This is a genomic window from Sphingomonas sp. RS2018, from assembly GCF_054489605.1.
Map to the genome: position 1 here is coordinate 741,177 of NZ_JBTMWL010000001.1, position 14,938 is coordinate 756,114.

General features: G+C 60.7%; 11 protein-coding genes and 1 tRNA gene. 5 read left to right on the forward strand and 7 right to left on the reverse strand.

The features are described 5' to 3' along the window. Nucleotides 1-387: 387 nt before the first annotated feature. Both glnA and ACX40P_RS03725 read right to left on the reverse strand, forming a co-directional pair. Nucleotides 388-1,800, reverse strand: coding sequence for a type I glutamate--ammonia ligase (gene glnA, locus ACX40P_RS03720; protein ID WP_459124931.1), 1,413 nt, complete (start codon nucleotides 1,798-1,800; stop codon nucleotides 388-390). Between the two features lie 108 nt (nucleotides 1,801-1,908). Further along, nucleotides 1,909-2,247 carry a P-II family nitrogen regulator gene (locus tag ACX40P_RS03725; protein ID WP_459124932.1) on the reverse strand — a complete coding sequence of 113 codons (339 nt, stop codon included), beginning with the start codon at nucleotides 2,245-2,247 and terminating at the stop codon, nucleotides 1,909-1,911. Between the two features lie 260 nt (nucleotides 2,248-2,507). On the opposite strand from ACX40P_RS03725, the gene ACX40P_RS03730 reads away from it, so the two are divergent. After that, nucleotides 2,508-3,551: a CAP domain-containing protein gene (locus ACX40P_RS03730; protein ID WP_459124933.1), complete on the forward strand. Its 1,044-nt coding sequence runs from the start codon at nucleotides 2,508-2,510 to the stop codon at nucleotides 3,549-3,551. Between the two features lie 52 nt (nucleotides 3,552-3,603). Here ACX40P_RS03730 and map read toward each other — a convergent pair whose 3' ends face one another. Next, entirely contained in the window at nucleotides 3,604-4,422 is an 819-nt protein-coding gene (map, locus tag ACX40P_RS03735) for a type I methionyl aminopeptidase (protein ID WP_459124934.1), read from the reverse strand. A gap of 47 nt (nucleotides 4,423-4,469) precedes the next feature. Between map and ACX40P_RS03740 the strand changes: the two genes are divergently transcribed. Continuing rightward, the gene (locus ACX40P_RS03740) at nucleotides 4,470-5,225 is read left to right on the forward strand and encodes a competence/damage-inducible protein A (RefSeq protein ID WP_459124935.1); all 756 of its coding nucleotides are present in this window, start codon (nucleotides 4,470-4,472) and stop codon (nucleotides 5,223-5,225) included. 13 nt (nucleotides 5,226-5,238) lie between these two features. On the opposite strand, the gene ACX40P_RS03745 is transcribed toward ACX40P_RS03740, so the two are convergent. Further along, nucleotides 5,239-7,281 (reverse strand): chondroitinase-B domain-containing protein, encoded by a 2,043-nt coding sequence (locus tag ACX40P_RS03745; protein ID WP_459124936.1) that lies wholly within the window; start codon nucleotides 7,279-7,281, stop codon nucleotides 5,239-5,241. An 84-nt stretch (nucleotides 7,282-7,365) separates the two neighbouring features. On the opposite strand from ACX40P_RS03745, the gene ACX40P_RS03750 reads away from it, so the two are divergent. Continuing rightward, nucleotides 7,366-7,439 (forward strand) — tRNA-Gly (locus ACX40P_RS03750). 16 nt (nucleotides 7,440-7,455) lie between these two features. On the opposite strand, the gene ACX40P_RS03755 is transcribed toward ACX40P_RS03750, so the two are convergent. Further along, nucleotides 7,456-8,580 carry a tyrosine-type recombinase/integrase gene (locus ACX40P_RS03755; protein WP_459125235.1) on the reverse strand — a complete coding sequence of 375 codons (1,125 nt, stop codon included), beginning with the start codon at nucleotides 8,578-8,580 and terminating at the stop codon, nucleotides 7,456-7,458. Between the two features lie 1,603 nt (nucleotides 8,581-10,183). Here ACX40P_RS03755 and ACX40P_RS03760 point away from each other — a divergent pair. Further along, a complete protein-coding gene (locus tag ACX40P_RS03760) occupies nucleotides 10,184-11,158 on the forward strand; it encodes a reverse transcriptase family protein (RefSeq protein ID WP_459125236.1) in 975 nt (324 codons plus the stop codon). Nucleotides 11,159-11,453: 295 nt separating this feature from the next. Continuing rightward, a complete protein-coding gene (locus tag ACX40P_RS03765; protein WP_459124937.1) occupies nucleotides 11,454-13,229 on the forward strand; it encodes an RNA-directed DNA polymerase in 1,776 nt (591 codons plus the stop codon). 142 nt (nucleotides 13,230-13,371) lie between these two features. Here ACX40P_RS03765 and ACX40P_RS03770 read toward each other — a convergent pair whose 3' ends face one another. Next, nucleotides 13,372-14,118 (reverse strand): recombinase family protein, encoded by a 747-nt coding sequence (locus ACX40P_RS03770; protein ID WP_459124938.1) that lies wholly within the window; start codon nucleotides 14,116-14,118, stop codon nucleotides 13,372-13,374. A gap of 103 nt (nucleotides 14,119-14,221) precedes the next feature. Next, nucleotides 14,222-14,692 (reverse strand): hypothetical protein, encoded by a 471-nt coding sequence (locus ACX40P_RS03775; protein ID WP_459124939.1) that lies wholly within the window; start codon nucleotides 14,690-14,692, stop codon nucleotides 14,222-14,224. Nucleotides 14,693-14,938 lie beyond the last annotated feature (246 nt).

Below are 14,938 nucleotides of genomic sequence, written 5' to 3' on the forward strand. Positions count from 1 at the left end.
ATATATGCCCCGTCTTCGGCGCCACCCCCAGGTTGGTGAATGACGTCTCCGAATTCGTTAACCTTTGCTTAAGGAGAGGGTTAACCCTGTCAAGCTACCCATCCGCGTGGAGGCCAATTTCTGTCTCGGATTGAAACGGTTAGCGTCGGTTTAGACAGGATTGTGACATTTGGGTCATCATCTCGTCATCGCGGTCGGGGCTCGCTGCCGGGGTCCACGTCGTCCGTATGAATTACGTCAGAAGTTGTGTCCGTGGGCGACGGGATGAAGGCCGAAGCCATACCTTCGCACAGCGCGAAATCGGGTGTTCGGACAGCGAAAAGGGGCGCCGGACCGAGTCCAGCGCCCCCTCTTCAGTCAGCGCCGCGGCGTAGCCGTGCGGCAGGGTCAACCGCTGTAGTACATGTCGTACTCGACCGGGCTCGGCGTCATTTCCCAGCGCGCCACGTCCGCCCGCTTGATCTCGACATAGGCCGCGATCTGGTCGGCGGTGAAGACGTCGCCCTTCAGCAGGAAGTCCTGATCGGCCTCCAGGCTGTCGAGCGCCTCGCGCAGCGAACCGGCGACGGTCGGCACCTCGGCCAGCTCGGCCGGGGGCAGGTCGTACAGGTTCTTGTCCATCGCCTCGCCCGGATGGATCTTGTTCTGGATGCCGTCCAGGCCCGCCATCAGCAGCGCGGCATAGGCGAGGTAGGGGTTCGCCAGCGCGTCGGGGAAGCGCACTTCGACGCGCTTTGCCTTGGCGCCCGTGCCGTACGGGATGCGGCACGATGCCGAACGGTTGCGGCTCGAATAGGCGAGCAGCACCGGCGCTTCGTAGCCCGGCACCAGCCGCTTGTAGCTGTTGGTCGTCGGGTTGGTGAAGGCGTTGACCGCCTTCGCATGCTTGATGATGCCGCCGATGAAATAGAGGCACATGTCGCTGAGGCCGGCATAGCCGTTGCCGGCGAACAGCGGCGTCTTGCCTTCCCAGATCGAGAAGTGGGTGTGCATGCCCGAGCCGTTATCTTCCTTGATCGGCTTGGGCATGAACGTCGCCGACTTGCCATAGGCGTGCGCGACCTGATGGACGACGTACTTGTAGATCTGCATGCGATCCGCGGTCGTCGTCAGCGTGCCGAAGGTCAGGCCCAGCTCGTGCTGTGCGGCCGCGACCTCGTGGTGATGCTTGTCGCAGGGCAGGCCCATCTCGAGCATGGTCGACACCATCTCGCCGCGAATGTCGACGGCCGAGTCGACCGGCGCGACGGGGAAATAGCCGCCCTTCGCACGGGGACGATGCCCCATGTTGCCGCCCTCATATTCGCGGCCCGAATTGCCCGGCAGCTCGATGTCGTCGATTTTGTAGTAGCTGGTCGAGTAGCTGTTCTCGAACCGCACGTCGTCGAACATGAAGAACTCGGCTTCCGGACCGACATAGACGGTGTCGCCGATGCCCAGCGTCTTGACGTACGCCTCTGCGCGCTTGGCGGTCGTGCGCGGATCGCGGCTGTAGCCTTCGCCGGTTTCGGGCTCGAGGATGTCGCAGAACACGATCAGCATCGGCGTTGCGGAGAACGGGTCGGTGTAGACCGCGTCCAGATCCGGCTTCAGCGTCATGTCGGATTCGTTGATCGCCTTCCAGCCCTCGATCGAGCTTCCGTCGAACATCAGACCGTCGGTAAACTCGTCTTCGCCCAGCAGCGAGGCGACCATGGTCAGGTGCTGCCACTTGCCCTTGGGATCGGTGAAGCGGAGGTCGACCCATTCGATCTCCTCGTCCTTGATCTTCTTCAGGATGTCGCCGGCTGTCGTCGCCATTTCAAATCGCCCTTCGTCTTTAGGAAGCCGCCCCCCGGGGCGACAGAATCATGTTGCGCCGCAGCGCGGTCATTTCACCGAAAGTTGCGCCCCGTCAAATCTTCAGGGTCAAATCGCATCGTCGTCGCGTTCGCCGGTGCGGATGCGCAGCGCGGTCTCGACCGGGATCACGAAGATCTTGCCGTCGCCGATGCGGCCCGTCTGCGCCGCGCCCGCGATCGCCTCGACCACCCGGTCGGCCAGCGCGTCCTCGACGACGACCTCCAGCTTCACCTTGGGCAGGAAATCGACGACGTACTCGGCACCGCGATACAGTTCGGTATGCCCCTTCTGCCGGCCGAAGCCCTTCGCCTCCGTCACCGTGATCCCGCTCACGCCGACTTCGTGCAGCGCCTCCTTCACCTCATCCAGCTTGAACGGCTTGATGATCGCCTCGATCTTTTTCACTTCACCCGCCCCTGTGGTCACCGACGAAGACCCTTGTCGATGATCGCGCCGTATGCGGCAAGTGTTGCAGCAAGCGTGCCAGTCGAAACGTGCGCGCCGTCGAAGGGGGCGGGGCCGTCGCGTTAGGAAAGTCTGCCCGTTAATGCGGCAGAGGGCGCCCAAGTGCCTGTAATAGCGGCACCGAAATTCCCATCCTCGACATACGCCGTTAACCTTTCCGGCCGTATCGTCGCGCGCGAACACGGGCGAGGGAATCGAACATGGCAACGGGTATGCGCAGGCTGGCGCTCGGTACGGGGCTCGCGCTGCTGCTGGGCGGATGCGGCGGCGGCAGTGTGGGCGGGACGTCGGGCGGCGGAACGGTCACCGTGCCAGCGCCCACCCCGACGCCCAGCGCATCGCCGACCGCAACTCCTGCGCCGACCCCGTCGCCGTCGCCCAGCCCGACCGCGGGCATCGGCCCGCTGGCGATGTATTCTGTCGTCCCCGACATCGCCTCCTGCCGGGCGGGCACGATCACGCAGGCGACGCGCGACAGCGTGCTGGCGTCGGTCAACACGATCCGCGCGCTGCACCGCCTGCCCCCCGTCACCTACGCCGTCGCGGACGAGCAGCAGGCGGCCGAAGCCGCGTTGATGATGGCGGCGAACAACGCCCTGAACCATACGCCGCCGGCGACCTGGACCTGCTACACCGCCACCGGTTACACGGGTGCCAGCAGCAGCAACCTGTATCTGGGATCGGGCGGCGGCACGAATTACGCCAGCAACGAAGCGATCATGGGCGGCTGGCTGGACGAGGTGAACAACATCGTCGCCAACAACGTCGGTCACCGGCGCTGGATGCTCGATCCGTTCGCGACGCGCATTTCCTACGGCCGGACGATCCAGGCGACCGGGAACCGCTATGTCGATGCTTCGTCGCTGAAGGTGTTCGGGTTCTCGACACGCGACGCGACGCCGAGCCCGCTGCCGAGCTTCGTTGCCTATCCCTACGGTGATTATCCGATCCGCTTCTTCGACACGCGCGCCCTGCTGTCGTTCACCGCATTGCCGAGTGCGACGTCGTCGAGCGCCAATGCCGACGTGAATTATGCGAACGCGCGCGTGACCGTGACGGCGGGGACGACCGCGATGACGGTATCGAACATCAGCTACGACAATGTCGGCTACGGCGTTCCGAACAACATCCAGTTCGCGGTGACGGGTCTGCAGCAGAACGTCAGCTATACGGTGACGATCGCGAACGTGATCGTGCGCGGGTCGGCCACGAACTACACGTATAATTTCAGGATCGTGCCGTAGGGCGAAAGACCAACGCTGACGGGGAAGGGGGGCGTGTCCGACCCCTCTGCTCTCAATACGGCGGTCGGTCGAACCCGCCGGGGGACAGCGTGAAGATCTCGCAGCCGTCCTCGGTGATGCCGATCGAGTGTTCGAACTGCGCCGACAGCGACCGGTCGCGCGTCACCGCCGTCCAGCCGTCGTCGAGCAGCTTCACGTCCGGACGGCCGATGTTTATCATCGGCTCGATCGTGAAGAACATGCCGGGCTTCAGCTCGGGGCCGGTGCCGGGGCGGCCGACGTGGACGACCTCGGGCGCGTCGTGGAACAGCTGGCCCAGACCATGCCCGCAGAAATCGCGGACCACGCCGTAGCGATGCTTCTCGGCATGTTGCTGGATGGCATGCGCGACGTCGCCCATGTGATTGCCCGGCCGTGCCTGCTCGATGCCGAGCATCATGCAGTCGTATGTGATGTCGACCAGCCGCCGCGCCTTGATGCCGACATCGCCGACCAGATACATGCGGCTGTTGTCGCCGTGCCAGCCATCAAGGATCGCGGTCACGTCGATGTTGACGATGTCGCCGTCCTTCAGCGTGCGATCCGACGGGATGCCGTGGCAGACGACATGGTTGATCGAGATGCAGCTGCTGTACCCATAGCCGCGATACCCTAGCGTCGCCGGCACGCCGCCGCCTGCCGTGATCGTCTGGTATGCGATCGCGTCCAGCTCGGCGGTGGTCACGCCCGGCTTCACATGCGGCACCAGCGCGTCGAGCGCTTCGGCGCCCAGCCGCCCGGCGCGGCGCATCCCTTCGAAACCCTGTGGCCCGTGCAGGCGGATGGCGCCCGTGCGGGTCAGCGGCGCGTCGGCGGAAACATAGTCGGTCATGGCGTGCGATATAGATGATCGGACGCGCCTTCGCTATGCCTGCGCGCATGACCGAACGCATCTGGACCGCCGCTCTCCTCGTCATCGGCGACGAAATCCTGTCGGGGCGCACGCAGGATCGCAACGTGGCGCAGCTGGCGACGTGGCTGAACGTGCAGGGCATCCGCCTGGCCGAGGTGCGGATCGTGCCGGATGTCGAGGATGCGATCGTCGCGGCGCTGCGCGAACTGGATGCGCGCAACGACTATCTGTTCACCACCGGCGGGATCGGGCCGACGCACGACGACATCACCGTCGATGCGGTGGCGAAGGCGCTGGGCGTGGCGGTGACGATCCACCCGGACGCCCGCGCCATCCTGGAACGTTATTACCAAACGCGCGGCGGCCTGACCGAGGCGCGGCTGCGCATGGCGCGGGTGCCGGACGGCGCGACGCTGATCGAGAACCGCGTGTCGGGGGCGCCCGGCATTCGCTGCGGCACCTGGTTCGTGATGGCGGGCGTGCCGCACATCACCGCGGGCATGCTCGACACGCTGACCGGTACGCTGGAGGGTGGGCGCCCGGTGGTATCTGAAACGATCGGCTGCTGGGTGGCGGAAAGCGAGGTCGCCGATCTGCTGCGCCGGGTGGAGAAGGGGACGGAGGGCGTGTCGATCGGCAGCTATCCGTTCTTCCGCGACGGACGCGTCGGCGCCAATTTCGTGGTGCGCGCGACCGATGCGGGGATCGCGCAGGCGTGTATCGCCGCGCTGACCGCGGAGTTGGAAGCCGCGGGGCACACGGTGACCATCGGCGGAATCTGACGCGAACGGGCGGTCAGCGCGGCCAGTCGCACGGCACGGCGGATCGCCAGTCGGGCGCGACCCGCGGCGTGGCGACGGGCGGCACGATGGAGACGGCGCCCGCGCCACGGTTGCAGCGCACCGTGATCGTTGCGGACAGGTCATGCCCCGTGATGGCGATCCCGCTCGGCGCCCCGACATCGTTGCCGGCGACCACTGCCGTATCGACGCCCGCCAGCCGCAGCGACGGCGTGCCCGCGCGCTCGATTCGGTTGTCGGTGATCTCGACTGCCGGGCCGAAGCCATCGCCGCCGACCCGCGCGACATCGGCGACGCGGCCAACCCGAACGAACCGCGTGTCATCAATTCGCACCAGCGCCGCGCGATAGCCCGGCTCGGTCGCCGCCGCTGCGACGATCGCGCCGCTGACGTTCGTGAAGCGCGATCCGCGAATGTCGATGCGCGTCGCGAAGCTCCCCGGCGTCGTCGCGATCACGTCGAAGGCCGGGGCGGTCAGGCCGCCGACCGTGACATTATCCAGCATCACGGCATAGTTGGTGCCGCCGTCGCTTACGGGCGAACGCACGATCGCGTTGCCCGGCTGTCGCGGCGCACCGATACCGTTGATCGTCAGGCTATCGAGCTTCAGGCTGCCGCCTGCGACGATCTGGAACAGCGTGGCCGTGTTGGTCTCGATCCGCGCCGGGCCGGTGATCGTCAGCGGGCGATCGACGACGATCGACGCGCTCGCCCGGTAGGTCGCGTCCGCCAGATGCAGCGTATCCCCCGCCGCCGCAGCCTTCACCGCCGCGCCGAGATCGCCGCCGCGCGGCACCTCCACGAGTTGCCCGCTGCCGAACCCGCGCGGCCGTGGCGCGAGACTATGCCAGCGCGGGCCGACCGTCGCCCGGTCGAGCGGGGCCAGATCGACGGCGGTGCCCGCGTCGCCATCGGGCAAACGCAGCAGTCCGGTCGGGCTCGCGACGAAATCCCGCGTATCGCGTACCACTCCGCCGTCCACCGCGGCGGGCGGATCGAAGCTCGACCGGTTGCCGGTATAGACGACGCGCCCGCCAGCGCCGGCTAAGCGGAACGGGTCCAGCGTCGTGCGGATCAGATTGTCGGCAAAGCGCACCGCGCCGTCTCCGGCAACCGCGATCCGCGCGGAATCGATGACCGAATTATGGGCGATCTCGCCCGCGCCGCCGGCTGTGACCGCGATCGCGGGTGCCGCCAGCCGCTCCAGATAATTGTCGCGCACGATTCCGCCGGCGCCCGACAACACGATGCCGCCGCTGTGCGCTTCGCCAGAGCCGCGCACCACATTGCGCTCGACCCGCGCGCCGCTTCCCGTCACGACGATCGCTCCCTGCGATCGCAGCACCAGATTGCCGCGCACCACCGCGCCATCGCCGGCGATCAGCATCGTTGCCGGGCCGCCATCGCAGTCCTCGATCAGGTTGCGGTCGATGACGGCACCGCGCGCCGAGGGCGCAACCCGGATCGTCTCGCCGCCCGCCATGCCCAGCATCGGGCGCCCCGCGAAGTGATTTCCCACGATCCGCGCATCCTGCCCGGTCACCGAAATCGTCGCGCCACTATTGGCCTTGCCGACGAAGCGGCTCGCCTCCACCGCACTGCCGCGACCGCCCAGCGCCAGCCACACGTCGCCGTCGCGTCGGTCGGGCCGCGATGCGCGCTCCACGACGATCTCGCGCAGCACGATGCCGGTGGTGTCGTCGCCCACCGCGACCAGCGCCGGTCCCGCCGATCGCGCGTCGCGAAAGACGATGCCGCTGACGACGCTATGACTGCCGCCGATCGTCAGCCCGGTCCGCCCCGAAAGCACGACCCCGCCCGGCGTCTCCGCCATGACCGTCACCGGCCGCCCCGCCGCCCCCTGCACCGCGACGACCAAAGGCTGGTCGCGCCACACTCCGTTCGCTAATACGATCGTGTCGCCCGGCGCCGCCCGCACCGCCGCCTGCGCCAGCGCCGCGGCATCGGCCACCCGCACCGTCTCTGCACCGGCGGGGATGGCAGTGCACAGCGCGACGGCGATAGCGAAGAGCCTCATGATTCCAGCCTTACCCGATCCTCCACGCGCCTCAAATGCCGTTGACCCGTGAAACCAGAAGTGCCACCTGTGCCGCCGCCTCGCGCGGGTGTAGCTCAATGGTAGAGCAGAAGCTTCCCAAGCTTACGACGAGGGTTCGATTCCCTTCACCCGCTCCACGTATTTCCGCCGTTTTTACCTGCGAGCGCTAGATTGTTTTGCTTCGTGTTTTGCTCGCATCCGTTCGGCGAGCGAAATCACGACGGCGGCAGAGTCGACGTAAGTGTTGCGAATTTTCGCGACGCGCCCCGGCGACCAGGCCATTATTCGCGCCGCATCCTCATCCGTCAGTTCGCACTCCGTCAGTAGGAGCGTACAGAACGTACCACGCACGTCGTGAAGGTGCTTCCGCCGCTCCATCGGCAGTCCGTCGTCCCCTTCCTCGATATGTACGATGTTGGCGGCGTCCCGGACCTTACCAAAGCTACCGCTGCCGCCGAACCCGGCTGCCGTCCATGACGCGCCGCGTTCGTTCACTAGCACCGTATTGACACCTTCCTTGCGCTTCCGAGTGCGTAGTTCCGCCAGCAGTTTCTCCAGCGCATCTGTCACCGGTACGATTGCCTTGCGGCGTTTGCCCCGGCTCTTTTTAAGCGCCGTCTTGACGATGGCGACCTCCCCCAGATGTTCCCATGTGAGGGACACTAGATCGGACAAGCGTAAGCCGGTAAAAGCGGCGAGCCGTAGCCCGTCGTAAAGGGCGGGTCGCCTCGCTTCGGTAGCGGCGAGCCGGAATGCCTCCATATCCTCTGAAGTCCAGATAATGTCCGCGCGGTCGCCGCCTTTGTAAAGGTGCGGGATACCTTCGGCGACATTGACCCGTACGCGGCCCCGAAGCCGTCCGAATTTAAGCAGTTCCCGCAGGACAGTTATGCCCATATCCGCGGAGCGAGGCGTCGCCGCGCGTTCGTCCCGCCACTTCATCACCTTGGCGACCATCCGATGATCATCCCAAACAGAGATTGGCTTTGTTCCCCAGCGCGCCTCAATCAGATCCAGATGACCGCCCCAGACGCGCCGTGTACCGTCAGCAAGGGCTTTCCACTCTGGCGAAGCTCGCCAGCCATGAATGAGAGAGTGCAGCGTTGAAGGGTCAGGGCTGTTTGCGGCTTTGAACGCTCCTGCGATTTTGATGTGAGCGTCGGGGGAAAGCGTAGGCTTCTTTGGTTGGACAGCCCTCATGACAAGGGGACCACCCTTAAAGGCATAGACATACCAGACGATTGGTTTGCCCGGGCGCGCACGCTTTATGTACTGCACTGCCAACGTCAGAGCTCCGCTTCGTGCCGATCAAAATCGTTCTGAGAACTTCGTGACGGGCCGGCCTCTATCACCCTTAGCGTACCGTCCGGCGTGACCTCCACGCCCGTCACGTTTAGTCCGGCAGCACGCACGGCTTCTACCAACCTCCCCACGTCGGTTTTTTTGAAGAGGACAGGAGCGCGGGCCACTGTCAGTGGAAGTTTTGACAAAACTGAGTAAGCGCATTGGCGCGCAATATATGATTGTACTGATGATGAGTCCTGCAGTTGTTTTTTTGCTGACGGTGCGTACACCGCAAAATATAAGTCATAGCGCCTTCTCCAGTAAAGACGCTTATAATAAGTCCACGGTCTTTTTTACGCTATAAGCAGAAAGTGAACGTTACGATAACATTATCGGAATATCGACATTACACCTATATCTATGACTGATGCATTACGTTCTGACCGCAGCTCTTAAGTTGTTTTCCGGAATTTTTCGCAAATTTTTACATCATAAGATTTAACCGACCCTCTATAAGTGAGACGATTTTTTAGGGACGTTACATATATCGGTGCTTAGCATTGCCCCGCTGCACTATCAGTAACGGTTTTGATATCAGGGCTTCGCTAGAACAAGGTACTGATTTTTATATCATTTTTCACGCGTCTCGCTGCGCTAATGGATCGAGCCTGTATTAGCTAATGCGGCGGCAATGTTATTACCGCAGGGCCAACCTGTCGCCATCTCGGATATCGGCGCCGATCGCTGCGACCGCAGCCCAGTCGCCTGCATCTTTCCGATAACGTTATCGGAAGTGCCAAATGGTAATGGAGGCGGAGTTGGGCCGTTGGCTCGGTCCGCCCTTGGCGACCGATGCTCACTCCTCTTGATATATGTAATCGGTCTCGGCAACCGACCAGATCGTATAAGCCGCTCCACCACGTAGGTCAGGGCGAAGCCATTCTGGGATGATACGGTAGACGGTTCGCGATCCAAGCTCCTGTCTCTCTATCGCGCCCATCTCACGTAGAACTGTGATCGCTCGGATGACTTGGTCGGTAGGCAGCGCTGTCCCGTGGACGATCACATGTCGCCTGCCCTCACGCCGCCGGACGACGCCGACAACAAATTCCCTAACCGAGATCGCCTCCCAGGCTTTTTGCCAGCCAACGGTGCGTTGGAGGACGAAGAGGAGCACACTTCGCTCCGCGTGGGGTAGCGAGAAACTGCTGGCAACCACTCGATTATACATCTTGAGCTGGCCGCGTTTGGTATATGTTACTTCAAAATATAGCACATAACATCCAACCAAATGATATCTTCTTACTGCTGAGGGCAAAAACTATAGCGTTGCCGTTTGCGAAAACGGTCAGCGTCTTGCGTAATTATGTTTCTCATACATAATAGCTGAGTCGTCGAGCTTGTATTCAGTGTGTTTCACACTGGTCTGATAGATTACGATACTGGCACTGTGGAGGTGCCGGACAGTAAAAATCTATTATGAAATATTGATCGTTTGTGCGCAAGAAGCTCGACGGCACCCATCTAAGAAGAAAAAATGACCTATCAAATACTTGAACAAATACTTGACTTGTCTCCTGGATCGATCGCGCCGATTATGGCGCTCAGCTCCACTGAACGGTACGACGTAGTGTGGGTTCGACCGAGTAACGTGGGGGTTCGTAGGAAGCGCAACGCTTCTAAGGTGCGCCAAGTGTTTGCACCTTGCGAAGGCCTTAAAAAAATTCAGCTGGCAATAAGTCGGGTGATTGCAGACAGCTTCTATCCTCACCCGATTGCCCATGCATATACTCGGCACAGGAGCATCATTACGAACGCGCAGACCCATCTGGGTGCAAAGACGCTCCTCCACGTCGATCTTGTAGCGTTCTTCGCCTCCATCAAGCAGCCAATGGTTGTTAATGCGCTTCGCGGCGTGCTCGGCGGTCTTTCATCCGAGATTGTCGCCGTTATCGCCGACCTTTGTTGCCGAGACGGTAGTCTCCCTCAAGGTTCTCCTGCATCTCCGGTAATATCTAACTTGGTATGCCATCCGCTGGATGCGCAGCTTACAGATCTGGTACGGTGTGCGGGATGCTCGGTGGGTAGGTACTCGGACGATATTGGGATATCCACCACCGCCGCCGCCTTTCCTCAAGAGATTGCCAAAATTTGTAACGGCAAGGTTGAGCTTGGTCAGCGGCTCGTCTCGATAGTTGAGGAGCGTGGCTTCAACGTTAACTGGGAGAAGGTAAGATTTCAGACTAGGCAGACTGGTCTGCGAGCTACTGGCTTGGTTGTCGGGGATCGGGTGAGCGTTCCACAAAAGTTCCGAGACAACGTCCGTGCCGCTCTTCACCGCTGGTCCAGAGACGGGATTGGCGATGCTGCCGATAGATGCCATCCGGGGAAGTCTGAGGAGGCATTCGTTCAATGGCTTAGAGGCAGCATCGATTTTGTCGGGCAGGTTCATGGCAGGGATAGCACCGGCTACCAATGCCTCTCCGACGTCTTTCGCGGTCTTATCGCATGCGACCCGCCGAAGCTTGTGCGAAGAGGGACACCTCAGCCTACCAGGAACCCTATCCGATAACGTTGCCACTCGCTTTCGAAGGCCTTGGGCGATGCTGGGCACTTTTCGGCACTATCGCGCAGATACGATAGGGCTCTTGGGCTCGACGGCTGACAAGCGACCGTTCCTCTCCTGGCGCTTACCTGACGCTACTGCGCGCCTCAGTTCATCCGAAAAGCGGATAGGCCGATTACGACCAATTTCACTCTTTTAGCGCCGCTTCGCCTATATCCTAATTCGGACTCTCGTTCATCTTTGCGGGCTTGCTTCAAGTGCGCGGCTAACCCAACATCGCGAACGGCGGATGAGGCTTTCAATGATGACTCGCGATGAACGAATTCAGGCGCTGTTAGCGCGCGGCTACTTTCCGAAAGAGCTGCCCCCACCGTTCACAACATCGGCATTTGCTGGCGGGATTGCGAACGTGGTCCCAGCATGGGGGGCTCATGAAGGCGGTCTGCCTGAGCGCCAACGTCGAACCTATCCGCCGCCTAGCAGCTATGCACGATTCGACATGGCGCGAAAGGGTCACTCTCGCCGGATGCTCGGCGTCCCGAACCCGGTGAACCAGTATTATCTGACAAGCGCGATTGCAGACCACCAGGATGCTTTCGAGACGATCTCCGCGCGCTCTCCAATCAGCCTAACATCAGCGGCTATCAGCGAGACAGGACAACGCGCGGTGCCGATGACAAAACTGTCGGTTCTGGGCGAGGCACGAATTAAAGCTTACGCGACTGCTCGCGCCATTCTTCAGACAGATGTCCTGAGCTTCTATCATGCCATCTATACCCATTCGGTTCCCTGGGCCCTACACGGTAAGAAGCTTGCTAAGCGCAACCGGAACCAAGCCGATCCAGCATTCTATGGAAACCAAATTGATGCACTTCTGCGCGGCTGCCAAGACGGGCAAACAATAGGCATTCCGGTCGGTCCTGATACCTCGCGAATTGTTTCGGAGCTGATCTTGTGTGCGATAGAGGAGCAGGTTGGCGAGACACACTTTGGACGACTCACCGGCGGTTACCGTTATATGGACGATTTCTTCCTGTGCTTCGCGTCACATGTCGATGCGGAGGGTTTTCTCGCCGCGCTACGTGAGGCTGTATTAGGGTTTGACCTTCAGCTAAACGCTGCAAAAACTCACATTATTGATGCACTGAGCTTTAATGAAGAACGGTGGCCAGGGGAGATCGCGCAACTACGGCTCAGTCATGACGGCGATGATCAGCGCCGTGAAATTATGCGCTTTTTCACCGAAGTTATTGAGCTGTCGAAATCACTTCCAGATGAAAGCATCGCTTCGTTCGCAGTACGAAAATCTTCCAGAACTCTTGTTCATCGGGAAAATTGGGATATTTACGAATCGTTTTTGCTGCGTATGGCGCGCGAAAACTCGAATTGCCTAGATTCTGTTGTCAAAATAATTTGCACTTATGCTGCTGCAGGTTACCCAATCAGCTCCAGCGTGAATGACTTTGCTGAGCGGATGCTGGAGGATCACGCTCCGTATAATCATCACTACGAAGTGGTCTGGACGCTCTGGCTCTGCCGATCCCTTTTGATCCGCCTTAGCCAGCGCGCAACGCAACTCGTGGCGCAGATTGAAAACAGCCTTTGCGGCTGTCTTGTTTATATGCTTCGCAGCCGGACCCTGCTCACCGGCCGTGGAGCAGTCTCAGACTGGATCGGCACTGTCTCCGCAGACGATCTGCGCGGCGAGCATTGGATGCTTGTATATGAGGCTGGGTTTCGTCGGAGTTGGGCCTTGCCAGGCGCAGAAGCAGCCATAGATGCTGACCCCCATTTTCGCGTACTCCGCGACCTCGGCATCTCGTTTTTCGACAATGCCGCGACAAATATAGCGCTTGAACTACCGACGATTGACAACCTGATGGAGGCGAGTCTCGCCGGGCGTCGCTCAGCGGTGTTGCGAGGCGCCATCTTCATCGAAGCACGAACGCCACAGCGCCCCCGACGTTATCAAAAACTTGGTGAGAATTACGGAAATGAAGAGTCAATTTGGTCGCTTTTTGGCAGCCATGACCTCGGCGGATTTGACGACGACGACGACGACGACGATCCGTTTTGACGAAAAATTCGCGCCGGCCACGGTGGGATGGCCTAGTTAGAAGCGGTAGGGGCCTGCCTTTCTCAACATCGTGAACGATCGGCTGATTGCCGTGAACATGGTGGAAAAAGCGGCCGTTCAGGTTTCCATTAATTTCGGTCGTTTAGCGACCGGTGAGCGGGGCCGCAAACGGCGTACTGAGGGCGCTTAAATCGCTTTCCCGATAACGTTGTCGGACCGCATTTTCGATGAGTCTGCGTACCGTCGCCGCGTGCCAACGGCCGCCACGCGCTGTAGCAACTCCACGTGCATTTAGTGCATCCGCGATCGCCGCGAGTGATTGCACGCCTGCGGCGCGCACGCTCTCGATGATCGGCAACACATTGCTAGCGAATTGGTAGGCTTGATCACGATTAGCGGCAGCGCCTAATTGCGCGGCAAGTTTTTGCTCGTGGGTGCGAGAAGGAATTGACCAGCCAAGCAATGTGCCGCGGGCCTTTGCCGCTGCCAGAGCAACCTTCGTGCGCTCGCTTATTTTCAGGGCTTCACGTTCGGCAATGGCGGAGTAGATCTGAAGCATGGTGCTGTCTGCCTCGGGCATGTCACAGCATACAAACTTGATTCTGCCCTCGAGCAAAGTCGCGACAAACGCGACGTTACGGGCGAGCCGATCCAGCTTAGCGATCACCAGTGTCGCCTTCTTTCGCCGGCACATATAAAGGGCAGCTCGTAATTGTGGTCGATCCTTCCTACGACCACTTTCTATTTCAACGAACTCGTCCAGCAAGTCGCAGTTGCTGCCGCTGAGATAGTCTGCCACCGCTCGCTTCTGCGCTTCCAACCCAAGCCCGGACTGTCCCTGTTTCTGTGTGGATACACGATAGTAGGAAATGAACCTGCTGGAAATCATGTTGCTTTCTTTCGTAACAACCCGCTACGACCGTAGGGAGATGTTACGGAGTAGATAGTAACAAAAAGCTCTTCACTGCAATTCTATTACATCAAAGTAAGTCTTACAGGCCTTCTCCGCTTACTATTATGTAGGTGATTTCGATCGCGCCCTGACCGAAAAGCCCGAGATACGTCAGAGTAATTCGTAGACCGCGACGACCTCGCCAAGCCGCTTGACAATCTTCCGCACCATTGCGGTTCGTGCATTCCCACTGGTTTACCGGTTGGCCGTATTTGCTAGAAAGCGCTGTAATAAGTTCACGGCTGGTCCAGCGCTCAGGTCTGAGGGTCACCATCATTGCCCTTCCGTCGGATATCTTGATTTCAGGACGGTAGACAGTGCCGTCAACAGCGATTTGCGGAAGAAATACTTTTCCGTCTTTGATGATCGCACCGGGGTGTTCTGCGACGATCTGCGCTACGGACATTCCTTTTGTGATGCCGTTCCACAGCGTCGGGGACGTCGGCGAACCCTTTTGAGGGGTGGCGGCGACCGTAAATATCGTAACCAATATCAGATAGAAAAGACGCATTTTCGCCTCGCATTCATCGCGCCCGGCTGGCGCCGGGACGGTTGACTTGCGCGAACGAGAGCACGCGCCCCCACGTATTCCCCGTGAGGGTGTTATATTCCGTGAGCCGCCCGACATAGCGGGTGCTCTCGTTTCGACGCATAGCTTGCGTTGCCCGTAGGAAGTCACGCCTCGAACGCTGTGTTTCTAATCCGCAAACCTGCGACTGTCCACTCAACGCTGTCGACGGGACCAAACCTGCGACTC

Coding starts and splice junctions, on each gene's coding strand:
- glnA (WP_459124931.1), bottom strand. CDS start 1,800: ATGGCGACGACAGCCGGCGACATCCTGAAGAAGATCAAGGACGAGGAG.
- ACX40P_RS03730 (WP_459124933.1), top strand. CDS start 2,508: ATGGCAACGGGTATGCGCAGGCTGGCGCTCGGTACGGGGCTCGCGCTG.
- map (WP_459124934.1), bottom strand. CDS start 4,422: ATGACCGACTATGTTTCCGCCGACGCGCCGCTGACCCGCACGGGCGCC.
- ACX40P_RS03740 (WP_459124935.1), top strand. CDS start 4,470: ATGACCGAACGCATCTGGACCGCCGCTCTCCTCGTCATCGGCGACGAA.
- ACX40P_RS03745 (WP_459124936.1), bottom strand. CDS start 7,281: ATGAGGCTCTTCGCTATCGCCGTCGCGCTGTGCACTGCCATCCCCGCC.
- ACX40P_RS03760 (WP_459125236.1), top strand. CDS start 10,184: ATGGCGCTCAGCTCCACTGAACGGTACGACGTAGTGTGGGTTCGACCG.
- ACX40P_RS03765 (WP_459124937.1), top strand. CDS start 11,454: ATGATGACTCGCGATGAACGAATTCAGGCGCTGTTAGCGCGCGGCTAC.
- ACX40P_RS03770 (WP_459124938.1), bottom strand. CDS start 14,118: ATGATTTCCAGCAGGTTCATTTCCTACTATCGTGTATCCACACAGAAA.
- ACX40P_RS03775 (WP_459124939.1), bottom strand. CDS start 14,692: ATGCGTCTTTTCTATCTGATATTGGTTACGATATTTACGGTCGCCGCC.